Annotated in this window: 25 protein-coding genes and 1 tRNA gene; 17 read left to right on the top strand and 9 right to left on the bottom strand. The window is 76.0% G+C overall.

Annotation, left to right across the window (positions count from 1 at the left end):
* The first annotated feature begins 86 nt into the window (after positions 1-86).
* A tRNA-Gly gene (locus tag FBY24_RS07775) sits at positions 87-157 on the top strand.
* Positions 158-190: 33 nt separating this feature from the next.
* Here FBY24_RS07775 and FBY24_RS07770 read toward each other — a convergent pair.
* The 5 genes from FBY24_RS07770 to FBY24_RS07750 form a co-directional block, all read right to left on the bottom strand.
* Complete coding sequence (locus tag FBY24_RS07770; protein ID WP_142159520.1) at positions 191-679, bottom strand: hypothetical protein; 489 nt, start codon at positions 677-679, stop codon at positions 191-193.
* Positions 680-774: 95 nt separating this feature from the next.
* Complete coding sequence (locus FBY24_RS07765; protein ID WP_142159518.1) at positions 775-1,200, bottom strand: hypothetical protein; 426 nt, start codon at positions 1,198-1,200, stop codon at positions 775-777.
* A gap of 133 nt (positions 1,201-1,333) precedes the next feature.
* Entirely contained in the window at positions 1,334-2,605 is a 1,272-nt protein-coding gene (locus FBY24_RS07760) for an aminotransferase class I/II-fold pyridoxal phosphate-dependent enzyme (protein ID WP_142159517.1), read from the bottom strand.
* A 171-nt stretch (positions 2,606-2,776) separates the two neighbouring features.
* Positions 2,777-3,412 carry a hypothetical protein gene (locus FBY24_RS07755; RefSeq protein WP_142159515.1) on the bottom strand — a complete coding sequence of 212 codons (636 nt, stop codon included), beginning with the start codon at positions 3,410-3,412 and terminating at the stop codon, positions 2,777-2,779.
* A gap of 94 nt (positions 3,413-3,506) precedes the next feature.
* On the bottom strand, positions 3,507-3,920 hold the full coding sequence (locus tag FBY24_RS07750; protein ID WP_142159513.1) for a hypothetical protein: 414 nt from the start codon (positions 3,918-3,920) through the stop codon (positions 3,507-3,509).
* A gap of 640 nt (positions 3,921-4,560) precedes the next feature.
* Here FBY24_RS07750 and FBY24_RS07745 point away from each other — a divergent pair.
* From FBY24_RS07745 to FBY24_RS07715, 7 genes are all read left to right on the top strand, one after another.
* Positions 4,561-5,019 (top strand): PASTA domain-containing protein, encoded by a 459-nt coding sequence (locus FBY24_RS07745; protein WP_142159511.1) that lies wholly within the window; start codon positions 4,561-4,563, stop codon positions 5,017-5,019.
* Positions 5,020-5,103: 84 nt separating this feature from the next.
* Complete coding sequence (locus FBY24_RS07740) at positions 5,104-5,802, top strand: TetR/AcrR family transcriptional regulator (protein ID WP_142159509.1); 699 nt, start codon at positions 5,104-5,106, stop codon at positions 5,800-5,802.
* Between the two features lie 12 nt (positions 5,803-5,814).
* A complete protein-coding gene (locus tag FBY24_RS07735; RefSeq protein ID WP_142159507.1) occupies positions 5,815-6,714 on the top strand; it encodes an ABC transporter ATP-binding protein in 900 nt (299 codons plus the stop codon).
* Positions 6,711-8,363, top strand: a complete 1,653-nt coding sequence (locus FBY24_RS07730) for an ABC transporter permease (protein WP_142159505.1) — start codon at positions 6,711-6,713, stop codon at positions 8,361-8,363. The genes FBY24_RS07735 and FBY24_RS07730 overlap by 4 nt, the downstream gene beginning before the upstream one ends.
* A 276-nt stretch (positions 8,364-8,639) precedes the next feature.
* A complete protein-coding gene (locus tag FBY24_RS07725; protein WP_142159503.1) occupies positions 8,640-9,008 on the top strand; it encodes a hypothetical protein in 369 nt (122 codons plus the stop codon).
* A gap of 526 nt (positions 9,009-9,534) precedes the next feature.
* On the top strand, positions 9,535-10,038 hold the full coding sequence (locus FBY24_RS07720) for a hypothetical protein (protein ID WP_142159501.1): 504 nt from the start codon (positions 9,535-9,537) through the stop codon (positions 10,036-10,038).
* Positions 10,039-10,212: 174 nt separating this feature from the next.
* Complete coding sequence (locus FBY24_RS07715) at positions 10,213-12,243, top strand: PP2C family protein-serine/threonine phosphatase (RefSeq protein WP_142159499.1); 2,031 nt, start codon at positions 10,213-10,215, stop codon at positions 12,241-12,243.
* A gap of 27 nt (positions 12,244-12,270) precedes the next feature.
* On the opposite strand, the gene FBY24_RS07710 is transcribed toward FBY24_RS07715, so the two are convergent.
* The gene (locus FBY24_RS07710; protein ID WP_255432287.1) at positions 12,271-13,374 is read right to left on the bottom strand and encodes a GTP-binding protein; all 1,104 of its coding nucleotides are present in this window, start codon (positions 13,372-13,374) and stop codon (positions 12,271-12,273) included.
* A gap of 106 nt (positions 13,375-13,480) precedes the next feature.
* Here FBY24_RS07710 and rpmB point away from each other — a divergent pair, with 106 nt between their 5' ends.
* The 7 genes from rpmB (at position 13,481) to FBY24_RS07675 (ending at position 16,426) form a co-directional block, all read left to right on the top strand.
* Entirely contained in the window at positions 13,481-13,717 is a 237-nt protein-coding gene (gene rpmB, locus FBY24_RS07705; RefSeq protein WP_140458023.1) for a 50S ribosomal protein L28, read from the top strand.
* Entirely contained in the window at positions 13,717-13,887 is a 171-nt protein-coding gene (rpmG, locus tag FBY24_RS07700; RefSeq protein ID WP_142159497.1) for a 50S ribosomal protein L33, read from the top strand. The genes rpmB and rpmG overlap by 1 nt, the downstream gene beginning before the upstream one ends.
* Positions 13,888-13,890: 3 nt before the next feature.
* Entirely contained in the window at positions 13,891-14,196 is a 306-nt protein-coding gene (gene rpsN / locus FBY24_RS07695; protein WP_140458025.1) for a 30S ribosomal protein S14, read from the top strand.
* A 28-nt stretch (positions 14,197-14,224) separates the two neighbouring features.
* Complete coding sequence (locus FBY24_RS07690; RefSeq protein WP_142159495.1) at positions 14,225-14,491, top strand: type B 50S ribosomal protein L31; 267 nt, start codon at positions 14,225-14,227, stop codon at positions 14,489-14,491.
* Entirely contained in the window at positions 14,488-14,610 is a 123-nt protein-coding gene (gene ykgO, locus FBY24_RS07685) for a type B 50S ribosomal protein L36 (protein ID WP_034625243.1), read from the top strand. The genes FBY24_RS07690 and ykgO overlap by 4 nt, the downstream gene beginning before the upstream one ends.
* Positions 14,610-14,798 carry a 50S ribosomal protein L32 gene (rpmF, locus tag FBY24_RS07680; RefSeq protein ID WP_142159493.1) on the top strand — a complete coding sequence of 63 codons (189 nt, stop codon included), beginning with the start codon at positions 14,610-14,612 and terminating at the stop codon, positions 14,796-14,798. The genes ykgO and rpmF overlap by 1 nt, the downstream gene beginning before the upstream one ends.
* 200 nt (positions 14,799-14,998) lie before the next feature.
* On the top strand, positions 14,999-16,426 hold the full coding sequence (locus FBY24_RS07675) for an ATP-binding protein (RefSeq protein ID WP_142159491.1): 1,428 nt from the start codon (positions 14,999-15,001) through the stop codon (positions 16,424-16,426).
* Between the two features lie 12 nt (positions 16,427-16,438).
* Here FBY24_RS07675 and FBY24_RS07670 read toward each other — a convergent pair whose 3' ends face one another.
* Positions 16,439-17,779 carry a YibE/F family protein gene (locus FBY24_RS07670; RefSeq protein ID WP_255432286.1) on the bottom strand — a complete coding sequence of 447 codons (1,341 nt, stop codon included), beginning with the start codon at positions 17,777-17,779 and terminating at the stop codon, positions 16,439-16,441.
* On the bottom strand, positions 17,776-19,026 hold the full coding sequence (locus FBY24_RS07665; protein WP_142159489.1) for a YibE/F family protein: 1,251 nt from the start codon (positions 19,024-19,026) through the stop codon (positions 17,776-17,778). The genes FBY24_RS07670 and FBY24_RS07665 overlap by 4 nt, the downstream gene beginning before the upstream one ends.
* Before the next feature lie 114 nt (positions 19,027-19,140).
* Between FBY24_RS07665 and FBY24_RS07660 the strand changes: the two genes are divergently transcribed.
* Positions 19,141-21,849, top strand: coding sequence for a circularly permuted type 2 ATP-grasp protein (locus FBY24_RS07660; RefSeq protein WP_142159487.1), 2,709 nt, complete (start codon positions 19,141-19,143; stop codon positions 21,847-21,849).
* Positions 21,846-22,769 carry a transglutaminase family protein gene (locus FBY24_RS07655; protein ID WP_142159484.1) on the top strand — a complete coding sequence of 308 codons (924 nt, stop codon included), beginning with the start codon at positions 21,846-21,848 and terminating at the stop codon, positions 22,767-22,769. The genes FBY24_RS07660 and FBY24_RS07655 overlap by 4 nt, the downstream gene beginning before the upstream one ends.
* Positions 22,770-22,807: 38 nt before the next feature.
* Here FBY24_RS07655 and FBY24_RS07650 read toward each other — a convergent pair whose 3' ends face one another.
* Positions 22,808-24,025 carry an NAD(P)/FAD-dependent oxidoreductase gene (locus FBY24_RS07650; protein ID WP_142159482.1) on the bottom strand — a complete coding sequence of 406 codons (1,218 nt, stop codon included), beginning with the start codon at positions 24,023-24,025 and terminating at the stop codon, positions 22,808-22,810.
* Positions 24,026-24,044 lie beyond the last annotated feature (19 nt).

Below are 24,044 nucleotides of genomic sequence, written 5' to 3'. Positions count from 1 at the left end.
TCGTGGCACCCGTCCGCGGATCACGTCGCGACCGGCCTGCGGAGTTGGGTAGGATCGCAGCCGCACGCCTGCACCAGGGGCGTCGCGCGGGTGTAGTTCAATGGTAGAACTTCAGCTTCCCAAGCTGAGAGCGCGGGTTCGATTCCCGTCACCCGCTCCGTCATCTCCCCAGGCCGGGCCTCGCCGGCACTCACCTCGCGGTCGTGGTCAGGGCCAGGACGGGTTCCTCGACGTCCTCGACCCACGCGGCGACGTCCTCGTGTGCCGAACGGACGAGGAACAGGTGGACGGCCCCCGTGGCGAAGTCGGATGTGGGGTCGATCGTGCCGGGCGCGGACTGAAGGCTGATGAGCACCCGCGCGGGCAGCGACGAGAGCGTGACGGCCTGCGGCAGGAGACGCCTGGCGACGGTCAGCCCGTGTCGGAGCAGCTCGGCGCGCCAGGCCGGGTCGGACGCGGGCGTCTCGGTGTCGAGGTGGAGCTTGTTCACCCACAGCTCGGCCCCGAGGTCGTCGAGGTGCCCAGGTGGTGGCGTGCTGTGCTCCGGACGCACGAGACGGAGCCGTCCACCGGAGCGGACGAGCCCGGCGCGGATCCGTTCCTCCAGCGCACGGGGCAGGACGCACTCGCGACCATCCTCGGCCACGGCCCGGAAGATCGGCTCCATCGCGGCATTCATCGCCATCTCCACGTCGCATAGCATGGCGGTGCGACCGACGGGCCGCGGACCGAAGCGGCGGCAGCACGGCTCGCCCGAGCACGTTGCCACCGGGCTCACGGCCCCGCGTCGCCCGTGCCCCACGGGTCCGGTGCTCCGAGACGCCCGACGAGGGCCACGTCGTGGCCATCGCGGCAGTACCAGACGTGCGTGCACGCCTCCAGGTCGCCGTGGTGCTCCGGGCACGCGAGGCGCACGCGGTCGAGCACGTCGAGGATCTCCTGGACTTCCAGGGCGACGACCTCCATGGCCTCCGACTCGAGCACCGCCTGCTGCTCGGACTCGCTCCACGCGCTGTTGACGTACCAGGACTCGTCGGACACCTCCGCCGGGAGCATCGAGCGCTCCGTCCGGGTGCCGTCGGTGACGGTCAGCACGAGGTCGTCCTCGAGGACGCACGACCACGCCGGCCCGAGGGCCGTGCGGAGGTCCTGCTCGACGAGGCCGGCAGCGGCGCGCAGGTGAGCGGTCTGACGGAGCACGAGGCCGACGCTAGAGGCGATCGGGGACCTGGTCGACGGGATTGCGGTGCCGGCCGCCCGGGGCAGGGGGCACTGCCAGGTCGCCTGCGCTCCCGTCCCGGACCACGAGACGTCAACCGCCAGTGGGCCGGTGTCAGCCCGCCTGGCGCTCCGCGGCGGCGAGGAGCACGCACGTCGCGACGACGTCGACCGCGGCGCGCACCTCGGGCAGCGGGGGCATCGAGGGAGCGAGGCGGATCGTCGCGTCCTCGGGGTCCCGCCCGTACGGGAAGGGCGCGCCCGCGGGCGTGAGGACCACGCCGGCGTCCGCGGCGAGCTGCACGACCCGTGCGGCCGTGCCCGGCGGCGTCCGCAGCGTCACGAAGTAGCCGCCGCGAGGGCGGGACCAGGACGCGACGCCGTACTTCTCCAGCCGCTCGGTGAGCACCTCGTCGACGACGGCGAACTTCGGCGCGAGCACCGCACGGTGCCGGCGCATGTGCGCGCGCACCCCCTCGGCGTCGCCGAAGAACAGCGCGTGGCGCAGCTGGTTGACCTTGTCCGGCCCGATCGAGGCGATCGACCGGTGCCGCACGAACCACTCGACGTTCGCCGGCGACGACGCCCAGAAGGCGACCCCGGCCCCGGCGAACGTGATCTTCGAGGTCGACGCAACGAGCACGACACGGTCGGGCGCACCCGCCTGCGCGGCCAGCTCGATCGCGCGCGCGCTCGTCACCTCGTCGTCGGTGAGGTGGTGCAACGCGTACGCGTCGTCCCAGAGGATGCGGAAGTCGGGCGCGGCGGTCGGCATCTGCACGAGGGCCCGCGCGACCTCCTCCGTCACGACCGCACCGTCCGGGTTGGCGTACGTCGGGACGACCCACATGCCCTTGATGGTCGGGTCCTGCGCGACGAGGGCCGCGACGGCGTCGACGTCCGGACCGTCGGGCGTCATCGGGACCGGCACCATCTCGATGCCCAGCGACTCGCAGATCGCGAAGTGGCGGTCGTAGCCCGGCACGGGGCAGATCCACCGCACGACCTCCTCGCGCGACCACGGCCGCGGCGACCCGGGCACACCGTGCAGGAACGCGTGCACGAACGTGTCGTGCATCATCGTCAACGAGCTGTTCCCGCCGGCGAGGAGCTGGGCCACCGGCACGCCGAGCAGCTCGGCGAAGATCCGCCGCAGCGCGGGCAGGCCCTCGAGACCCCCGTAGTTGCGGACGTCCACGCCGGTCTCGTCGTGGGTCACGCCGGCACCCGGGAGCGTGAGCAGGGCGTTCGACAGGTCGAGCTGCTCCGCGGAGGGCTTGCCGCGCGTCAGGTCGAGCCGCAGACCGCGGCCGCGGAGCTCCTCGTAGGCACGCCGGACGTCAGGCAGGGCCGCGACCAGCGCCGCAGCCTGAGGTGTCGTGGTCACGGTCGCGACCCTACTCCGGCGCGCGTGGCGCCGGCCTCGTGACGGTGGAGGTCGTGCCGTGCCGTGCGGGGCCTCGTCGGGCAGGTCCCTGGACCGGGGCCGCGCCGCCCGCGCCACCGGCCCAGGCGCAGGATCGGCGTCTCCTCGAAGGGGCCCGGCGCACCGGACCCGTCAGCCGGCCGTCTCGGCGAACCAGCCTCCGGCGGGCACCTCGACGACCTCGGGCTGCGGCTCGGGCTCGGCGTCGGGCTCCCACGGCCACAGCTCGACAGCCTCGGCCCGCGCGGCGGCTAGCGCCTCCCCCGGCAGCACGAGGCTCGCCTCGGGCAGGCCGAGCCCGGGCAGGGCGACCACGACCAGGACGTCGCCCTCGGGCGGCGCGGGAGTCAGCCAGTACGACATCGCGAAGGTGCGTCCACCACCGCCCCCGCCGGAGCTGTGGAGGGTGTGGGCGGACGGGTCCGTCGGGTCACCGCCCCCGTGCCGCAAGGGCGCCGAGACGACGCGCGTGCCGTCGGCGAGCCCGACGCCGACCCACGCCTGCTGCACGGCCTCCCAGGTCTCGTCGCGCATGCCGCGACTGGCCCGGGCGGTCCGCAGCGCGATCCGCATCTCGAGCTCCAGGCCCTCGGCGTAGCAGCGGACGGTCTGCAGGACCACGGCCACGTCGTCGGTCCGGGCGAGCACGTGCACGCCCGGGAGGACTCCGGCGACCGCGTTCTCGGGTGGCTGGTAGCGCTGCATCGCTCTCCGCATCTCGTCCCGGTCCGCACCGTCGGAGGCCGCCAGCGCCAGTGAGGAGTGCACGGGTCGAGGCTCCCAGCCGCTCGGCGCGGTGTCGAGGGCACGCCCCTCTCGACGTCGCAGAGCACAGCTCAGCGACGCGCACCGTGTCCCTTCTCTACTGGTCCGGATAGGGGTTGCCACGGTAGGTGTCAGGAATGCGCGGGCACTCCTCGTCACGGACGCGGACGACCTCTCCGCGCCACGCCTGCAAGATGTCCGCGAACATCTCGCCCGACATCGCCTCCGGGTCGAAGAGCTCGTAGTCCGAGCTCGCGACGACCCGCCCCTCGATGAGAGACAGCGTCGTCGCGTTCCCCCCCTGGAAGGGACCGGTCTCGCCGGACGCCACCATCTGGCGGACCCGCGCGAGGGCCCGGTCGATCCAGTACGTCGACACGGACGTCTCGCGCGAGCCGCGCGGTGGCAACGAGCCGACGGCGTCGTCGAGCGTCTGCTCGAACCCGACCCAGCCCGGACCGAGTCGGGCGTACGGCGCACCGTCCTTGGCCTTCTCGAACCCCACGTCCACAGCGCCATCTTGCTGCGAGGAAAGGCAAGGGTGCGCGACGGCGACACCGCGAGCGAGTGTGCCCCGGTCGACGAGGGCACCCGCCCCGACGGGGACGACGACGCCCTCCGCCGCGACCTCCTCGCTGCTCGTCCGGGGTTGGTGGCGAGCACGACGACCGCAGCAGCCGGTAGCAGCGCCACCGTCGACCACGATCAGGACCGCACGAGCACTCCAGGACTCACGTGAGCACTGGACTACTCACGCCGGCTGCGTCCGCGGTCCCGAGGTTTCCGCCGGAGCGCCGAGCGACCCGCCGCAGACGCATCACGCGCGCATCGTCGCAGGGCGGAGACGGTGACGTCTCGCGTGCCGGGAGCGTCGCGGGCGAGGAGCACCCGGGTGGGTGGCGGCCGGACGGGGAGGGGGCGTGACGGGCGCCACGGGAGGAACCGGACGATGGGCCCAGGGGGTCGCCCGTCCGGGTGAGTACCCGTGTTCCGAAGCTACCGAGTGGTACGGATCACCGGCGGTGGGCGATGCCGAGAGCCGTAACAGGCACGTAACGTCGAGGGACGTCCGTGGCGGGCGCCCATCCGGCCCCTGCCACCCGCGGCGCCGTCGCCGCACACCCCCACCCCCCACACCCAGGGATTCTGCGATGCGCTCTGCCCTCGTCCGTTCGTCCGTCGTGCTCGCCACGGTCGCCCTCACGCTCACCGCCTGCGCCGGCGCGCCGCCGAGCACCACGACCACGTCGGCTGCGCAGGCCGGTGCGGGCGTCGAGTCCGCCCCCGCCGTGCCGAGCGAGGAGCCGACGCCCGAGCCGACGAGCGCGGACCCGGCTGACGTCTCCGCCGACGACCTGGAGATCGCCGACGGCGGCGAGTCCGGCACCCTCGACGTGCCGTCGTACACGAACATCCTGCTGACCACGGCGCGGGCGAGCCTCGAGCTGCGCGGCTTCACGGTCGAGGCGGTCGACGCGTCCGGCCAGTCGCGGATGGTCGACCAGGAGGACCAGTGGGTCGTCGTCGCCCAGGACCCGCCGGCGGGCGTCGTCGTCAAGGGCTCGTTCGTGGTGCTGAACGTGCTGCACCGTGACGAGGTCAACGGCTGACGCACCGCCCCTGCACGCCCCCGACACCGTCGTCGGGGGCGCTTCTCTTGCACCCGCCCTGAACGAGTGGTTAGCCTGCTGAACATGCGGTCAGCCACGTCGTCGTCGCCCCGCCCGGACGACCTCACCGCCCGGGCCCGGATCCGCGACGCCGCGATCGCGCGGTTCGGCCGCGACGGCTTCGGCGTGGGCCTGCGCACGATCGCCCAGGACGTCGGGGTCAGCGCCCCGCTGGTGCTGCACCACTTCGGCTCCAAGGACGGGCTGCGCGCCGCCTGCGACGAGCACGTGCTGGCGACCGTGAAGGAGCACAAGGCCGACGCCCTCGGCCCGTCCGGGCCCGACCACCTCCTCGTCGAGCTGGCCCAGGTCGAGGGCTACGCCCCGCTCGTGGCGTACGTGCTGCGCAGCATCCAGCACGGCGGCGACCTGGCCCGCACGTTCCTCGACGCCTTCGTCGCGGACGCCGAGGCGTACCTGCGGGAGGGCGTGGCGGCGGGCACGATCCGCCCCAGCCGCGACGAGGCGGCCCGCGCCCGGTGGCTGACGCTGCAGGGCCTGGGCGGGATGCTCGTGGCGCTGGCCGTCGACCCGCTCGACGACCCCGCCGGCCTCGGCCCCCGCCTGCGCGCCTACCTCGACAGCCTCGCGCTGCCCGCCCTCGAGCTCTACACCGAGGGCCTGCTGACCGACCGCCGCATGCTCGACGCCTACCTGATGTACGTGACGGACCCGCCCGCCGGCACGCCCGGCCCCACCCCGCCCGGAGACCCCACGCCCTGAGAGAAGACCGTCATGCCCAGCACCACGCCCGTCGTCGACGTCCACGAGCTGTCCAAGAGCTTCGGCCGCGTCCGCGCCCTCGACCGCCTCGACCTGCGGGTCGAGGCCGGTGAGGTGCACGGCTTCCTCGGCCCCAACGGGGCCGGCAAGTCCACCACCCTGCGCGTGCTGCTGGGCCTGATCCGCGCCGACTCCGGCACGGCCCGCCTGCTGGGCGGCGACGCGTGGGACGACGCGGTCGCGCTGCACCGGCGCCTGGCGTACGTGCCCGGGGACGTCACGCTGTGGCCCAACCTCACCGGCGGCGAGGCGATCGACGTGCTCACGGGGCTGCGTGGCGGCGCCGACCCGGGCCGGCGCGCGCAGATGCTCGAGCGCTTCGACCTCGACCCGACCCGGAAGGCGCGCACCTACTCCAAGGGGAACCGGCAGAAGGTCGCGCTCGTCGCAGCACTCGCCTCCGACGTCGAGCTCCTCGTGCTGGACGAGCCGACGTCCGGCCTGGACCCGCTCATGGAGCTCGTGTTCCAGGAGTGCGTGCGCGAGGCGGCGGAGGCGGGCCGCACCGTGCTGCTGTCGAGCCACATCCTCGCGGAGGTGGAGCGCCTGTGCGACCGCGTGACGATCATCCGCGACGGGCGGGCGGTCCTCGACGGCTCTCTGACGGAGCTGCGGACCCTGCACCGCACGGCCGTCACCGCCGTGGCGCCGGCCGACGGCGTCGCGTCGCTCCCGGGCGTCCACGACGTGCGCCACGACGGCGAGCGCGTGCACCTGCAGGTCGACGACGACGCCCTGCCGGAGCTGCTCGCGCACCTGGCACGGACCGGTGCGCGCGGGCTGACGGCCACGCCGCCGTCGCTCGAGGAGCTCTTCGTCTCGCAGTACGGCACGACGGGTGCGGACCGGTGACCGCCGCCACGCACGCGCGCACGGCCCCCGACGCCCCGGCGCCGACCGCCCCCCGCGCGTCGACCCTGACCGGCACCGGCCGGCTGCTGCGGCTGGCGCTGCGGCGCGACCGGGTGCGGATCCCGGTGTGGGTGGCGTCGATCGCGGGCCTGGTCGGGTACTTCGCCGTGGCGATCCCGGTGGCGTACCCCGACGCGGCCGCGCGCCAGACCCGCGCGGCGATCATGCGCGACCCGTCCGGCGCGCTGCTCTCGGGCCCCGGCTACGGGCTCGACGACTACACGATGGGCGCGATGGTCACCAACGAGATGCTCGGCATGCTCGCGGTGGCCGCGGCGCTCATGTCGGCGTTCCTCGTGGTGCGCCACACCCGCGCGGAGGAGGAGATCGGCCGCACGGACCTGGTCCGCGCCGGCGTGGTGGGCCGGCACGCAACCCTGGCCGCCGGCGTGCTCGACGCTCTGGTCGCCAACGCCGCGGTGGCCCTGGCCCTCGTCGGCGCGCTCGTGGGGACCGGGCTGGCGGTCGACGGGTCGGTGGCCGTGGCCCTGGGCGTGGCGGGCGTCGGCGTCGTCTTCACCGGCGTCGCCGCGCTGACCGCGCAGGTGGCGAGCACCGCACGGGCCGCCACCGGCTCGGCCGGCGCCCTCGTGGGGCTGGCGTACCTCCTGCGCGGCATCGGGGACGCGCAGCAGACCGGGGGCAGCACGCTGTCGTGGGCGTCGCCGATCGGGTGGGCGCAGCAGACCCGGGCGTTCGTCGACCTGCGCTGGTGGCCGCTGGCGCTGCACGCGCTGCTGGCCGTGGTGCTGCTCGCCGGCGCCTGGGCGCTGGTCGGGCGGCGCGACGTCGGCGCGGGCCTGCTGACCGTGCGCCCCGGGCGCGGCACGGCCGCCGCGTGGCTGCGCACCCCGCTCGGCCTGACCGCCCGCCTGGAGCGCACCGCGACGATCTCCTGGGCCGCGGGGCTGGGCGTCTTCGGCCTGCTCACCGGCTCGATGTCGCCGGGGATCGTCGACTCGTTCGCCGCCCGGCCCGAGCTCGCGACCGTCTTCGGGGCGTCCGGGGACGACCTGCTGCGCGGCACCCTGTCGGCGTTCCTCGGCTTCTTCGCCATGGCCGTCGCCGTGTTCGCGGTGGTGACCGTGCACCGGCTGGGGCGCGAGGAGTCGTCGGGGCGTGCGGGCGTCGTGCTCGCGTCGGCGGTGGGCCGCCCGCGGTGGCTGCTGGCGCACGTGGGCGTCGCGCTGGGCGGCGGCACCGTGCTGCTGCTGGTGTGCGGCGCGACCCTCGGCGCCGGGGCGGCCGGGTCCGTCGGGGACGCCGGGCTCGCCGTCGACCTCACCCTGGCCGCGCTGGTCCACCTGCCGACGGTGGCGCTCTTCACGGCGCTGGCCGCGGCGGTGCACGGCGCGGGGCTGCCGTCGTGGACGACGTGGGCGACGCTCGTCGCGTCGATCGTCGTGGGGCTGTACGGCCCGCTGCTCGACCTGCCGGCTGCGGTGCTGGACGCCGCGCCGTTCGGGCTGGTGCCCGCGCTGCCCGCGGAGGCCTTCGACCTCGCACCGGTGCTGGGCGTGGGCGCCGGTGCCGCCGCACTGCTGGGCGTGGCGCTGGTGCTGCACCGCCGCCGCGACCTGCGGGCCTGACGGGGCGCACGCCACCCGACCCGGTGCAGCCGTCCGCGTCGGGTCGGGTCGGGGGCGTGGGCCGAACGACCCTGGACGACGGATCCCGTCGTGAGGCACGTCACGGACAACTCATCCGCTCCGTCGCTCCCGTGGTGAGGCTCACCCGAATCGATGCGACAACCCCGGGCCGCGCGACGTAACGTGCTGGAAACACCTCTGCGGCGACGTCCACCCGACGTCGGCGCGCCCGGCGACGCCGCCGATCCCACCACGACCCTCTGGGGGAGCACCATCATGCGTACCACCGCCCTGCGGACGTCCGTCGCCCTCGTCGCGGCCGCCACCCTCCTCGCCGGCTGCGCCTCGAGCAGCGGCACCCCCGGGACCACGGAGTCCACCCCGTCGCCGTCGCTCACCGCCGACGGCGGCACCAGCGGCATGGTCGACGTCATCTCGCAGACCAACATCCTCCTCGTCTCGGCCCAGGAGACCCTCGAGGCCCGCGACCTCGTCGTCGAGGTCGTCGACGTGACCGGCCAGGGCCGCATGGTCGAGGACCCGACGCAGTGGGTCGTCGTCGCGCAGGACCCTGAGACGGGCACCGTGGCGTCGGGCTCCACCGTCGTGCTCGAGGTGCTTCGCACGGACGACCCGCGCTCCTGAGCGCCACCTGACCCGGCCCGCACCACGGGCCGACCCGCCGAGCCCGGCCCCGACCACCCGTCGCGGCCGGGCTCGCGCCGTCGCCGGACCCTGCCGGGCGGGCCCCGCCCCCGGCACGAGCCAGGGGCGGGGGCCGGCAGACCCGCAGGCGGGGGCAGACGAAACCTTTCGTGCCGCACGCGCGGGCGGCGGGGTGCCTAACGTCGTCGGCGCCGCCCCCGGGACGCCGATCGCGCCCGGCCGGGCGCGCCCGTCGTCCGACCGCCGCGGCACCGCGCGCGCCGGTCACGCCGGACGCCCGCCCCTTCTCCCGCCAGGAGCCCACGTGCCCGACGCCCGCGACAGCGCCATGGGAGCGCTCTCACCAGCGCGAACGCGCCCGATCGCACCGCCCACCACCACCCTGCCGCTGGCCGGACCACCCCCGGCCCCGGCACCAGCGCCCGCCGCGCCACCCGCCGGCACGGACCCCGGCCCGGAACCGCCGCCCGCACCCGGACGCCGCCCGCGCCGTCGACGCAGCGCCGTGGTCGTCGCGGGACTCGTCGCCGTCGCGGTCACGGCGGCCGTCGTCGCGCTGGCGCTGCGCGGCGGCCCCTCCTCCGCCGCACCCGACCCCCAGGCCTCCCCCGCCGCGCTCGCGGGCGGCAGCGTGCCGTTCGGCGGCACGTTCACCTACGACGACGGGCTCGCGGTCACGGTCGGCGCGCCCGAGGCGTTCGCGCCGTCCCCCTCGGCGGAGACGACCGGCACCGGGACGCCCGTGCGGGTCGAGGTCCGCGTGGACAACGGCACCACCGAGCCCTTCCAGCCCGCGACGCTCGCCACCGTCGCGACCGCCGACGGCGGCCCCGCAGCCACGGTCTGGGACCCGGAGCTCGGCCTCGAGCTCACCGGCCCGCCGCACGCGGCCCCCGCCGGTGCGACGACCACGTTCCAGCTCGCGTGGACCGTCGTCGACCCCCAGAGCCTCCGGCTCGAGATCACCCCCGCGCTGGTCGGCTACGAGCCGCTGGTCGTCACCGGGTGAGCCCCGGCGCGGCCGGTGCGTGCCAGGTGCCGCCGGCCGCGCCCCACCCGGACCGGCACCAGCAGGTCCTGGCACCCAGAACCGGGAGGAACCACCCCCGCAGGTAGGCGACTGCGGACGATCGGCAGGCCATGATGGGGGCGGCCCGCTCCTCGAGCGGGGGCGGGGGATGACATGGCACGGGAGCACGACCGACAGGTCGGTGCGGACGTCTTCGAGGCGTCACGCATCGGGCTGTTCGAGTACGACGTCCAGGCGGACCGCCTGGTCTGGGACGAGCGCATGCACGACGTCTACGGCGTCGGGCCGGCCGCCTTCGACGGCACCCTCGAGGCCCTGGTCGAGCTGGTCCACCCCGAGGACGCGACCCGGGTGCGCCGGGCGATCACCGCGGCGCTCGAGGCCTGCGGCGAGTACGACGCCCGGTACCGGGTGGTGCGACCCGACGGGGCGACGCGCTGGGTGATCGGCCGCGGACGCGTCCTCGCGGGCGCGGACGGTGCCGCGGCACGGTTCGTCGGCGCCGCCTACGACGCCACCGAGATCGCCGACATGGACGCGACCGTGGCCCGCGAGCTCGAGATCATGCCCACGGCGTTCGTGACCCTCGACCACGACCTGGCCGTCCGCTACGTCAACGGCGCCGCGGAGAAGCTGCTCCAGCGCACGCGCGACACGCTCGTGGGCCGCGGTCTGCTCGAGACGTTCCCGGCCGTGGGGGGCACGACGTTCGAGCACCAGTACCGGCTGGCGCTGCGCACCGGGCGGCCCGTGACGTTCACCGCCCGGCACCCGGCGCCGCTGGACGCCTGGTACGAGGTGCACGCCTGGCCGGGGCCGCACGGGCTGTCCATCTACTTCTCCGACGTCGACGACCGCGTCCGCGCCGAGCAGGCGGTCGCGGCCGCGACCCGCCGGGCCGCGGTCCGGGCCCGGGTCGCCACCGAGCTGTCCGAGACCCTCGACGCGGACGAGGCCGTCGCGCGGCTGGCGACGATCGTCGTCCCGGCCGTCGGCGACTGGTGCGTGGTCACGCTCGTCGACTCCGACCACCCCGGCGCCCGCCCGCGCACCCGCGACGTCGGCACCTGGCACGTCGACCCCGAGCGCCGCGCCCTCGTCGCGGAGTACGCCCGGGTGCGGCTCGCCTCGCTCACCCAGGACGCGCCGCTGCGGCAGGCGCTGCGCACCGGCGAGGTCGTGCGCGTGACGTCCTCCGACCTGCCCGACCCGTTCGACGTCGTGCAGCCGGGGCGGGCGCGCGACCTGCTGACCGAGCTCGCCCCGGAGTCGGCGGTCGTGCTGCCGCTGCGGGGGCGGGGGCGCACGGTCGGCGCGATCAGCCTGTTCAACGGCGCCGACCGGGGCCCGGTCTCGGACGTCGAGGTCGACCTGCTGCGCGACGTGGCCGGGCGCGCGGGCATGGCGCTCGACAACGCCCGGCTCTACCACGCCCAGCTGCGGGTGGCCGAGGAGCTGCAACGCTCCATGCTCACGGACCCGCCGCACGTGCCGGGCCTGGCGACGGCGGTGCGGTACGCGCCCGCCTCGCAGGTCGCCCGGGTCGGCGGGGACTGGTACGACGCGTTCGGCCTGGCCGACGGGTCGACGACGCTGGTCATCGGCGACGTCGTGGGCCACGACGTGAAGGCCGCCGCGGACATGGGGCAGGTGCGCGCCCTGCTGCGCGGGATCGCGGTGGCCACGCAGACGTCGCCGTCGGTGCTGCTCACGCAGGTGGACCGGGCGCTGCACACGCTGGGCTCGCACGCGATGGCGACCGCCGTGGTGGCGAGCGTCGGCGCGCTGGACGACCCGACGGTCGACGGCCCGACGACGGTGCGGTGGTCCAACGCGGGGCACCCGCCGCCCGTGCTCGTCGAGCCCGACGGCACGGTGCGGCTGCTGAGCGCCGCCGCGCCCGAGCCGCTGCTGGGGGTGCTGCCGGACCGGCCGCGCACCACGAGCGAGCTGCCGCTGCGCCCGGGCGCCACGCTGCTGCTCTACACCGACGGCCTGGTCGAGCGGCGGGACATGCCGGTGCGCGAGGGCATCGCCCACCTGCAGCAGGCGCTGGCGTCGCTGCACGCGCACACCCTGGGCCTCGACGACCTGTGCGACGCGGTGCTGCACCGGCTGCTGCCGACCGACCGGCACGACGACGTCGCGCTGCTGGCCGTGCGCCGGTGCCCGCGGGCGCTCTGACGGCGCGCGGCCCGCGGGCGGCCCGGGTCAGGCGGCGGTGCGGTCGCCGAGCCAGGGGGCGAGCACGTCGGGCCGCCCGAGCCACTCCCCCAGGCCGCGGCTCATCTCGGCCGGCGTCAGCAGGATCTCCTCGAACGCCTCGCGCAGCGCGGGCCGCTCGTCGCCGGTCCCGGTGACGACGATCCGCGTCTCGGGCGCCCTGCGCCCCCACGGGCCCGCCGCGCCGATGCTCAGCTGCCCGCCCGCGCCGTCCCAGACGCACAGGGTGTCGGGGCGGCTGGGCACCCAGAACCGGCCGCGCGCGCGGAAGGGCCCGTCGCCGAGCCGGTGCACCTCGTGCACGAGCCGCTCGGGGTGTAGGGGGCGGTCGGAGCGCAGGTCGAGGGTCCAGACGCCGTGCGCGGTGGGGGTGCCGGGCACGGGGGCGGCGTACCAGGGGTCGAGCCGGCGCTCGCCCTCGACCACGCGGTGCTCGCGCGCGACGAGCTCGTGGACGTCGACGCCGTAGCGCCCGTCGACGCGCCGGGAGTCCGCGGCCCGCACGTGGTCGAGCAGGTCGGACGCGACGCGCGAGTCCTCGCCGCTGACGAGCACGACGTCCGCGTGCGTGACCTGCGCGGCGAGGGCCTCGCCGACCGAGCGGCGGTCGTCGAGCGTGAGGGCGAGCTCGCGCTCGTCGAGCAGGTCGTCGCCGAGCAGGTCGTGCTCGAACGTCGCCAGGTCGACGGTGGTCACGACGTCGGCGAGGCGCAGGCGGGCGAGCGGCTCGCGCGGGCGCATGGCCCAGCCGAGCGCGCGGACGACGGGCAGCGACTCGGCGCTGACGGGCAGCGCGAGCACGATCGCGTCCCACCGGCCGTCGGCGGCGAGGCGGGCGAGCGTGGGCAGCGCGTCCTCGCGGACCGCGCACGAGAGGCAGGCGTGCTCGAGCGGCACCGTCTCGTCCTCGACCGTGCCGGTGGCGTCGGCGACGACGCGGCGGATCTGGCCGCCGTCCTCGTCGTCGTGGATGTCGTGGCGGACGGCGACGACGCGCGGGGAGTCCATGAGGAGCCCGACGACGACCGCGTCCCTCTCGACGGGGTCGAGGGAGGACAGGACGACGACGGGCGTGCGGCTGCGACGGCTCAACGGTGCTCCTCGGTGCGACGGTCAGCCGGCCGCGCGGCGCGGGCTCGACTGAGATCGGTTCTCGACAGTTGACGAGAACGATAATCACTAACTACCGTTCCGGTCCATGAGCCGTCACTGCCAGGTCCTCGGCAAGGTGCCGTCCTTCGGGCGGTCCGTGTCGCACTCGCACCGCCGCACCCCGCGCCGGTTCGACCCGAACATCCAGCGCAAGCGGTACTGGGTGCCGTCGCTGCGGCGCCACGTGACCCTGCGCGTCTCGACCGACGGCATCAAGACCATCGACCGCCGCGGCATCGACGCCGTCGTGGCCGAGATCCTCGCCCGCGGGGAGAAGCTCTGATGGCCGGCAGGCGCGCGGACCTGCGCCCCGTCATCAAGCTGCGCTCCACCGCCGGCACCGGGCACACCTACGTGACCCGCAAGAACCGCCGCAACACCCCGGACCGGCTCGTGCTGCGCAAGTTCGACCCCGTCGTGCGCCGGCACGTCGACTACCGCGAGGAGCGCTGAGCCGTGGCCAAGAAGAGCAAGATCGCCCGCAACGAGCAGCGGCGGCAGGTCGTCGAGCGGTACGCCGCCCGACGCGCCGAGCTGCGCGCCGCGTCCGTGAACCCCCACCTCACCGAGGACGAGCGGCAGGCCGCCCGCGCCGAGCTGCACCGCCAGCCCCGCGACGCCAGCCCCGTGCGCCTGCGCAGGCGCGACGTCGTCGACGGCCGCCCCCGCGGGCACCTCGGCACGTTCGGCCTGTCGCGCGTGCGGTTCCGCGAGATGGCGCTGCGCGGCCAGCTGCCCGGCGTGACCAAGTCCAGCTGGTGACCAGCACCCCCACCCCCAGGAGCCACCCGTGAAGCAGGGCATCCACCCCGACTACCACCCGGTCGTCTTCCGCGACCGGTCCGCGGACTTCGCGTTCCTCACGCGGTCCACGGCCACGTCGTCCGCCACGATCGAGTGGGAGGACGGGAACACCTACCCCGTCATCGACGTCGAGATCTCCAGCGCGAGCCACCCCTTCTGGACCGGCAACGCGCGCGTCATGGACACCGCCGGCCGCGTCGAGAAGTTCAACCGCCGCTACGGCCGCAGCCGGCCCGAGGAGGGCACCCGATGAAGGTCCGCGCGTCGCTCGCGTCGCTGAAGAAGAAGGACGGGTCCATCGTCGTGCGCCGCCGCGGCAAGACCTACGTCATCAACAAGCGCAACCCGCGCTGGAAGGCCAGGCAGGGCTGATGGCCGTCCCCAAGCGCAAGACGTCGCGCTCCCGCACCCGCTCGCGCCGCGCCCGGTGGGTCGCGACCCCCGTCGAGCTCGTCCCCCTGCGCGTCGACGGTCGCACCGTCGCCGTGCCGCGGCGCCTCGTCGCCGCCGTCCGTCGCGGCCTGGTCGACCCCGCGACGCTCCCCGACGCCCCGGCCTGAGCGTCGTCGCTCGTCGCCGGAACCTGCACCGGCGACGGACGCCAGGACGGGTGCACGCGCGGCCGGCGAACCCGGGGTGCCGCCGGCCGCGCGACCTCGTCCTCACGAGGCGCGCCTGTCCCGCGACGGACCCTTGATACTCATCCCCGCGTTACTATCATTGATGATAGTAACTTTGATGATACGTCGAGGGGGGTGCCATGGGTTTCGTCGGCCGCGAGCGCGAGCTCGGTGACCTGGAGGCGATGCTCGCGACCGTCCGTCGCGGCGGGCGCGCCGACGCGGGCAGCGCGGTGCTGCTGCGGGGCCGTCGGCGCGTCGGCAAGTCCCGGCTCGCCACCGAGCTGATCCGGCGCAGCGGTCTGCCGAGCGTGTACTTCCAGGCCGCGCGGCACGCACCGGTGGAGGACGAGCTCGCGCTGCTGGCCGAGCAGATCGCGACCTCCGACCTCCCCGACGCCGAGGTGGCCACCGGTCAACGGCCCGCCTCGCTGACCGCCGCTCTCCGCCTGCTCGCCCGCGCGCTGCCGCAGGACGCCCCCGCCGTGGTCGTCCTCGACGAGCTGCCGTGGCTGCTCGAGCAGCTGCCCGGTGGCGCCGGGGAGCTGCAGCGCGCCTGGGACCGCGACCTCGCGCAGCGGCCGGTCCTGCTGCTCCTGCTGGGCAGCGACCTGGCGATGATGGAGGCGCTCGACGGCCCCGACCAGCCGTTCCACGGTCGCGCGACCCCGATGGTGCTGGACGTGCTCTCCCCCGCCGACGTCGCCCGGATGACGGGGCTGACCGGCGTCGAGGCGTTCGACGCCCACCTCATCACCGGCGGTCAGCCGCTCGTCGTGCAGGAGTGGGAGCCCGGCGAACCACCGTCCGCGTTCGTGCGGAGGTCGTTCGAACGGGCCACCAGCGCGCTCGTGGTCTCCGGCACCCGCGTCCTCGACGGCGAGCTGCCGGCAGGCGGGCGGCCGCGCGACGTCCTGACCGCGATCGGGGGGCGTGGCGAACGCACCTTCACCGGCGTGCTGGGCGCGGTGGGCGACGGGGTCAACGCGACCACGCTCACGCGGGCGCTGGACACGCTGCTCCGTGCGCGGGCAGTCGCCGCCGACGAGCCGCTGTCCGCCCGCCGCAACACGAAGGACCGCCGCTGGCGCGTCGCCGACCCCGCGCTGCGGTTCTGGCTCGCGATGGTCGAGCCCGCGCTGGGCGACATCGACCGGGGACGCCCCGACCTGGCTGCCGACCGGGTGGCGCGCGGGTACGCCGCGTGGCGGGGGCGCGCGGTCGAGCCGCTGGTCCGCGACGCCCTCGCACGCCTGCTGCCCGACGACCGGTGGCCGGACGTCCGCAGGGTGGGCGGCTGGTGGCCGCGCACCAACCGCCCGGAGATCGACCTCGTCGGCACCGACGACCGGCCCGCCCCCGAGATCGCGTTCGTCGGCACCGTCAAGTGGCGGTCGTCGGCACCGCTCACCGCCGCCGACGTGACCGCTCTCGCGACCGACGCCACGGCAGTCCCCGGCGTCACGGCGGCGACGCCGCTCGTCGGCGTCTGCCCCGCGGGCGCCGAGCCCGACCCCCGCCTCGCCCAGGTGTGGACGGCCGACGACCTCCTCACCGCCTGGCCCTGACGGGCCCGCCCGTCACCCGACGTGGCGGTGCGTGTGGGTGTGGCCCGTGCCGGCGAGGCGGGCGGGGTCGTGGACGGTGACGGCGGCGAGGGCCGCGATCAGCGTGGTCAGGGGGATCGCGAGCACCAGGCCGACGGAGCCGGCGAGGGTGCGGACGATCTCCTCGGCGAACTCTCCCGTGGTCAGCGTGCGGGTCAGGGGCTGGGCGTAGAGCTCGAGGAGCAGCAGCACGGGCAGGGACGCCCCGGCGTAGGCGAAGGCGATCGTGTAGACCGTGGACGCGATGTGGTCGCGGCCGATGCGCATGCCGCGCTCGAACAGCCGCCGCCAGGACGCGTCGGGGTCGGACGCCCGCAGCTCGAACACGGCGGCGGCCTGCGTGATCGTGACGTCGTTGAGCACGCCGATGCCGGCCAGGACGACGCCCGAGAGGAACACCCCGCGCAGGATCTGGATGCCGTCGTCCCCGAGCAGGCGGGCCAGGCGGTACGTCTCCTCCGTGGAGCCGGGCTGCAGGTGCGCGAGCTCGGCGCCGAGGACGCCGAGGCCGGTCACCATGGCCAGGCCGGCGAGGGTGCCGACGAGGGCGGTGGTGGTGCGCAGGGACACCCCGTGCGCGAGGTACAGGACCACGACGACGATGACCGTGGACGCGCACAGCGCGACGACCAGCCCGCTCTGCCCCTGCACGAGGCCCGGGATGAGGTAGACGGCGAGCACGACGAACGCGAACGCGAGCCCGATCAGCGCCCGCAGCCCCCGCAGGCCCGCGACCAGCACGGTCACGAGCGCGAACACGAGCGCGAACGTGCCCAGCGGCAGGCCGCGCTGGTAGTCGCCCCACGCCCAGACCTCGGCGGCGCCGTCGATCGGGGGGTAGCGCTCGACGATGATGCCGGTACCCGGGGGCACGTCGTCGACGCCCACGCCGGACGTCGCGAGGACCTGCACCTGCGTGCCCGCCAGGGAGCCGCCGGTGACGGTGGCGTCGACCTGGAGGCACTGGACGGTCTCGGGCACGGTGCCGTCCGGGGCGACGTCCTCGATGGTGCCGTCGCAGGTCGTCCAGCGGGCGTCCGTCACGTCGGCCCGCAGGTACTGCACGTCGACGTCGACGAGGCCGGCACCGGCGGTGGTCTCGCCGTCGGGCCAGGTGAGCGCGACGCCGACGAGGGCGGCGAGGCCGAGGACGACGACGACCGCGCCGAGCAGCCACGCCGGCCCGCGTCCGCCGCCGTGCCGGCCGTGCGCGGGCTCCACGGGCTCGGGCGGGACGGCGCCGTACGCGGCGGCGGCGCGGCGGGCGGTGGGGTCGTGGGGGGCGGGGACCGGCGGGGAGGGGTCGGTGCTCACGCGTCGATGCTGGCAGACCGCACGACCGTCGGCCCGGCGTCGACCGCGTCGACCTCCCCGCCCGCGCGGCTCAGGCGCACGAGGGCGGCCGCGAGCGCCGTCGTCACGGGGATGGCCAGGACGAGGCCGATGGACCCGACGAGTGTGCGCACGACCTCCTCGGCGACCTCGCCGCTGCCGAGGACGCCGAGCAGGTCGCGGTCGGAGAGGCTGACGAGGAGCACGAGGGGCAGGGCCGCGCCGACGTACGCGAAGACGATGGTGTAGACGGTCGAGGCGATGTGGTCGCGGCCGATGCGCATGCCCTGGCCGAACAGCTGCCGCCACGTGCTGCCGGGGCGGGCGGCGTGCAGCTCCCACACCGCTGAGGCCTGCGTGATCGTCACGTCGTTGAGCACGCCGAGCCCGGCCAGGACGATCCCGCAGACGAGGACGGCGCGCAGCCGCACCTCGGGCGCGACGGACATCAGGTCGAGCGCGTCCTCCCCCGACAGCCCGGTCAGGTGCGCGGCGCCGCCGGCCCAGGCCGCGATCCCGGCGGTGGCGACGAGCCCCACCAGGGTGCCCGCGAGCGCGGTGGACGTGCGGACCGAGACGCCGTGCGCGAGGTAGAGGACGGCGAACATGATGGCGGTGCTGGTGACGAGCGCGACGGGGACGGCGGGCCGGCCCTGGAGCAGGGCTGGCAGCGTGAAGCCCACGACGACACCGAGCCCGACGACCATGCCGACCAGCGCGGCGAGCCCCCGCCAGCGGGCGACGAGCACGACGAGGACGACGAACACGACGGCCAGCAGCACCATCGGCGGGCCGCGGACGAAGTCGACGAACACGTAGGTCGTGGTGGTCGCCTCGGGGTCGGCGAGGGGGTCGACGGCGGTGGCGGGCAGCTCCATGCGGGCCAGGCGCACGGTGTCGCCGGGGCTGAGCTCGGGGACGTACTCGGGCGGGACGTGCGCGGGGGCCTGCGCGCCGTCGGGCAGCAGGACGGTGGCCTGCTCCATGCCGTCGTCGGTCGCGTCGACGGTGACGACGTCGGCCCGGACGTAGGTGACGCCGGGGCCGTCGGTCTCGATGACGGGCGGGCGGGCGTCGGCGGACGGCCACAGCCACCAGGCGCCGACGGCGGTGAGCAGCGCGACGGGCACGAGGACGGCGGCGAGCAGCGCGCGGGCACGGGTCGCGGTCGCGCGGGCGGCGGGGCCGGGCGGCGCGGGCGGTCCGGCGGGGGCGTGGGCGTGCGGCACGCCCCCAGCATCGCCGCCCCGGGCGGCCCGCCGGGACCCGACACACCCGCCGGCGCGGCGGCGCACGGTGGACCGGGGGGCCGCCGGGGGCGCGGGTGCGACAGACTGCACCGGGTGACCGACCTGCTCTCCTCGCCGCGCCCCGACGGGGCGGTGGTCGCGCACCGTCCGGACTGGTCCTGGCTCACGGAGCCGGCCGACGCGCCGACGCCCGAGGACCTGCTGCGCGCGGGCCGGCAGGCCGAGCAGGTGCTCGCCGAGCACGGGGTGACCTACGGGGCGGACCGCACGGACGGCGGGGCGGGCCCGTGGCGGCTGGACCCGGAGCCGGTGGTCGTCGACGAGCCCGAGTGGGTGCGGCTGGACGCGGCGCTGGTGCAGCGAGCCGAGCTGCTCGACGCGGTGCTGCACGACCTGTACGGGCCGCGGCGCCTGCTGACGGACCGGCTGCTGCCGCCGTCGGCGGTGCTCTCGCACCCGGGGTTCGTGCGGGCGGTCGACGGGCTGCGCACCCCGGGCGGTCGGGAGCTGGTGCTGACGGCGACGGACCTGGTGCGCGACGCGGACGGTGCGTGGTGCGCGGTCGCGGACCGCACGCAGGCCCCGTCGGGCCTGGGGTACGCCATGGAGGACCGGCGGGTCGTGGCCCAGGTGCTGGCCCCGGTGTACCGGCAGGCGACGATCGCCCGGCTCGGGCCGTTCTTCCACGCGCTGCGCCAGGCGCTGCGCGACGTGGCGCCGGCGTCGGCGGGCGACGAGCCGCGCGCGGTGCTGCTGTCGGCGGGGCCGGCGTCGGAGACGGCGTTCGACCAGGCGTACCTGGCGTCGATGCTGGGCCTGCCGCTGGTCGAGGGCTCGGACCTGCTGGTCCGTGAGGGGCGCCTGCACCTGGAGGGCATCGACGGCCTGGAGCCGGTGGACGTGGTGCTGCGCCGCGTCGACGCGGACTGGTGCGACCCGCTGGACCTGCGGGCGGGCTCGCGGCTGGGCGTGCCGGGCCTGGTGCGTGCGGTGCGCGGCGGGTCGGTGTCGCTGGTCAACCCCCTGGGCGTCTCGGTGCTGGAGAGCCCGGCGCTGGCCGCGTACCTGCCGCGCCTGGCCCGCGAGGTGCTCGACCAGGACCTGGCGCTGCCGTCGGCGCCCACGTGGTGGTGCGGCGACGAGCGCGCGCTGCGGCACGTGCTCGGGCGCCTCGACCGGCTGGTGCTCAAGCCGACCGCGCCCGGGGCGGAGCCCGTGCTGGGCTGGACGCTGGGCGACGAGGAGCGGGCGGCGCTGGCCGCGCGGGTCGCGGCGGAACCCTGGGCGTGGGTCGGGCAGGAACCCGTGGGGCCGCACGCGGCCGCACCCGTCGAGGTCGGCGCCGTGGGTGTCGGGACGGACGGCACCACGACGACGGACGGGCCGGGCACGGGTGTCGGCCCCGTCGACCTCGGGCCGCGGGCCGCGGTGCTGCGCGCCTACGCGGTCGCGCACGCCGGCTCCTACACGGTGATGGCCGGCGGGCTCGCGCGCGTGGCGGACTCCCTCGTCGTCTCGTCGTCGCGCGGCGCCGTGGCCAAGGACGTGTGGGTGCTCGACCCGTCCGCCGCCGCGGAGCCCGCGGCGCCGAGCCGGGACGAGACGCTGGTGACGGCCCGGGCGTGGCGCGGGCACGGCATCTCCCCGCGCGCCGCGGAGAACCTGTTCTGGATGGGCCGGTACGCGGAGCGCGCCGAGGACGAGGTGCGCGTGCTGCGGGCCGTCGCCGACCGCTGGGACGACGACCGGCACCGCCCGGCGTCCGCGGGCGGGCGGGCGCTGGCGGTGCTGCTGGCCGCGCTGACGCCCGCCGCCCTGCCCGACGGCGGGGAGGCGGCGACGCTCGCCGCGGCCCGCGAGCCCGACGCCACGGTCACCGCCCCGCCCGTCCCGGCGCTGCGCGACCTGCTGCTGGACCGGCGCACGCGGGGGTCGGTGGCGCGGGCGGTCAAGCGCCTGACCACGGCCGCCGCGGCCGTGCGCGACCAGCTCTCGACCGACACGTTCGCGCCGCTCGGCCGCATCGAGCGCGCGCTGCGCGACGAGCGGCACCGGGCCCGGCGCCGCGGGGACGACCCCGCGGGCCGCCCGGACGACGCGGCCGCCGTCACGGTGGGTCTGCGCCCCACGCTCGACCGGGTGCTCGAAGGGCTGCTGGCGCTCTCGGGCGTCGCCGCCGAGGGCCTCACGCGGGACGCGGGCTGGCACTTCCTCGACGCGGGCCGCCGCATCGAGCGGGCGCAGAGCCTCGTGGGCACGCTCGCGGCGACCGTCGTGGTGCGGCACGCGCCCGAGGTCGAGGAGCTGGTGCTGGAGTCGGTGCTGCTGGCCACCGAGTCCGCGATCACGTACCGGCGGCGGCACCCGTCGGGCACCACGCTGACGGGCGTGCTGGACCTGCTCGTCCACGACCGCACCAACCCCCGCTCGTTGGCCTTCTGCCTGGACCGGCTGCTCGCGGACCTCGAGGCCGTGCCGCCGCCGTGGCGCTCGGCCGGGCAGCGCGACCACCTGCTGCAGGGCGTCACGGACCTCGTCGCCGAGCTCGACACCGTCGCCGTGGGCTCCGTCGTGTCCGACGACGGGCGGCGCGTGCGGCTGGCGGAGGCGCTGGAGTCGATCCAGTGGCGGCTGCGGGCCGCGGCGGACGAGATCGAGCGCGTGCACTTCGCCCGGCCCGGCCCGAGCCGGGCGCTGGACGACCTGTGGGGCTCGACGTCCGGCTCGCCGTGGCAGCCGTCGTCGGACGGGGCGGGCACCCCGGGCACGGCCGACGTCGACGTCGAGGAGGTGGCCCCGTGAGCCGCACGTACGACCTCGTGCACCGCACCACGTACGAGTACGCCCAGCCCGTGACGGACTCCTACGGGCGCACCACGACGACGCCGCGCGAGCTGCCCGACCAGCACGTGCTCACCACGGCCGTCGAGGTGGACCCCGCACCCGCGGACACGGACCGGCACGTGGACTTCCACGGCAACACCTCGACCTACTTCGGGGTGACGACGCCGCACACCCGGCTGGTCGTCACCACCCGCTCGACGATCGAGGTCGCCCGCACCGCACCGGCCCGGGCGGACCTGCCCGACGTCGGCTGGCAGGCCGTGGCCCGCGCGCTGGCCGCGGGCGACCTGGGCACCCTGCGCACGGACGCCGCGGGCCTGGTCGCGCTGCGCGAGGCCGTGCTGCCGTCGGTGCACGTCGCGTTCGTCGACGAGGTCCGCGCGTGGGCGGCGCCCTCTTTCGCCGCCGACCGGCCGCTGGCCGACGTGCTGCTCGAGCTCGTGCACCGCATCCGCACCGAGCTGACGTACCGCTCGGGCTCGACGACGGTGCACACCACCCAGGCGCAGCTGCTGGCCCAGGGGGCCGGCGTGTGCCAGGACTTCGCGCACCTGATGATCGCGGCGCTGCGCGTGCACGGCCTGCCCGCCCGGTACGCGTCGGGGTACATCGAGACCCGTCCGCGCCCGGGGCGACCCAAGCTGCGCGGCGCGGACGCGTCGCACGCGTGGGTCTCCGCATGGCTGCCGGGCCACGGCTGGCTCGAGGCCGACCCCACCAACGACCAGCTCGTCGACGACCGGTACGTGGTGCTCGGCTGGGGCCGGGACTACCACGACGTGCCGCCGCTGCGGGGCGTGATCTTCACCGAGGGCCGCGGCGGCGCGCCGCGCGTCGAGGTCGACCTGGTGCCCGCCGGGGCGGACCCCTTCGTCTGACCGCCAGCCTCGTCCGAGCGCCGGCCCGGCTCACCCGGTCAGGCCGTGATGCGGCCGCGGAGGGCGTCCGGCGAGACGTCGGTCTGGTGGGCGATCACGTCGCGCGCCGCGTCCGTGCGGTCCCACACGTCCCACAGCAGCACCCCGGCGACGCGGCCGCCGTCGAGGTAGTACACGACGCCCTGCGCGTACGGCTCGTCGCCGTGCCAGTCCTCGACCGTGTCCAGCGACGCGTCCAGCCGGCCCACGGCCTCGTACCCCAGGTCGAACATGTCCGAGTAGTAGAACGGCGTGTGCGTGTACGGCTCGCCGGCCCCGGCGATGTTGCGCCCCGCCTGCCGGCCGGAGGACTGCGCGTGGTCCACGTGCTCGACGCGACGCCGGCCCAGCAGCCGGTCCGGGTACTGGGCGAGGTCGCCCGCGGCCCACACGTCCTCGGCCGAGGTGCGCAGCTGCTCGTCGACGACGACGCCGTCGTCGACCGTGATCCCCGCCGCCTGCGCGAGGCCCGTCTCGACCTCGATCCCGACGCCCACCACGAGCGCGTCCGCGTCGATCGTCCGACCGTCCTCCAGGTGCACCCGGACGGCGTCGGGGTCGGCGTCCGCCGAGGCCAGCCGGGCGCCACGGACGACCGTGACACCGGCCTCGACGAACCGCGCGTCGACGCGCGCCGCCAGCCCCGCCGGGAGCACGTGCCCCTGCACAACGTCCTGGCTGACCACGAGCGTGACGCGGGTGTCGTTCTGCGCGAGCGCCGCCGCGACCTCCGTGCCGATGTACCCGCCACCCACCACGACCACGTGCCGGCCCTGACCCGCGACCTCCCGCAGGCGCTCGTAGTCGCGCACCGAGCGGTAGTACAGGACCCGCCCGGACTCCTCGACGCCCGGCAAGTGCACCGGCCGGCCGCCCGTCGCGAGCAGCAGGCGCCCGTACCCGAGCGTGCGCCCGTCGTCGGTCGTCACCGTGCGTGCGGCGGTGTCGACCGCCACGACGCTCGTGCCCAGCAGCAGCGTCGCCCCCGTCGCCTCGGCGGTGCCCAGCGCGACGCCCTCCAGCGTCGTCTCCGGGTCCGTCCACAGCCCCTTGCTCAGCGCGGGCCGCTCCACGGGCGCGGTGTCCTCGCGGCCCACGACGGCGATCGTCGCGTCCGCGTCGAGCTCACGGACGCCGCGCGCCGCGGCGTCGGAGGCCATGCCGGCGCCCACCAGCACGACGTCGAAGGTCTCGGTCGGGGTCGCGGGGATCGTCATGGCCTCGACGGTAGGGCGC

It is taken from the genome of Cellulomonas sp. SLBN-39 (genome assembly GCF_006715865.1).
Taxonomy (GTDB): Bacteria; Actinomycetota; Actinomycetes; order Actinomycetales; family Cellulomonadaceae; genus Cellulomonas.
Note: the sequence above shows the minus strand (reverse complement) of the source record. Positions and strands in the feature narration are given on the sequence as shown.

Bases quoted from the DNA above. Each gene is read 5' to 3' on its own strand.
- FBY24_RS07740 (WP_142159509.1), top strand. From the start codon at position 5,104: ATGCGGTCAGCCACGTCGTCGTCGCCCCGCCCGGACGACCTCACCGCC.
- FBY24_RS07735 (WP_142159507.1), top strand. From the start codon at position 5,815: ATGCCCAGCACCACGCCCGTCGTCGACGTCCACGAGCTGTCCAAGAGC.
- rpmF (WP_142159493.1), top strand. From the start codon at position 14,610: ATGGCCGTCCCCAAGCGCAAGACGTCGCGCTCCCGCACCCGCTCGCGC.
- FBY24_RS07725 (WP_142159503.1), top strand. From the start codon at position 8,640: ATGCGTACCACCGCCCTGCGGACGTCCGTCGCCCTCGTCGCGGCCGCC.
- rpmB (WP_140458023.1), top strand. From the start codon at position 13,481: ATGAGCCGTCACTGCCAGGTCCTCGGCAAGGTGCCGTCCTTCGGGCGG.
- rpmG (WP_142159497.1), top strand. From the start codon at position 13,717: ATGGCCGGCAGGCGCGCGGACCTGCGCCCCGTCATCAAGCTGCGCTCC.
- FBY24_RS07745 (WP_142159511.1), top strand. From the start codon at position 4,561: ATGCGCTCTGCCCTCGTCCGTTCGTCCGTCGTGCTCGCCACGGTCGCC.
- ykgO (WP_034625243.1), top strand. From the start codon at position 14,488: ATGAAGGTCCGCGCGTCGCTCGCGTCGCTGAAGAAGAAGGACGGGTCC.
- FBY24_RS07650 (WP_142159482.1), bottom strand. From the start codon at position 24,025: ATGACGATCCCCGCGACCCCGACCGAGACCTTCGACGTCGTGCTGGTG.
- FBY24_RS07675 (WP_142159491.1), top strand. From the start codon at position 14,999: ATGGGTTTCGTCGGCCGCGAGCGCGAGCTCGGTGACCTGGAGGCGATG.
- FBY24_RS07715 (WP_142159499.1), top strand. From the start codon at position 10,213: ATGGCACGGGAGCACGACCGACAGGTCGGTGCGGACGTCTTCGAGGCG.
- FBY24_RS07770 (WP_142159520.1), bottom strand. From the start codon at position 679: ATGAATGCCGCGATGGAGCCGATCTTCCGGGCCGTGGCCGAGGATGGT.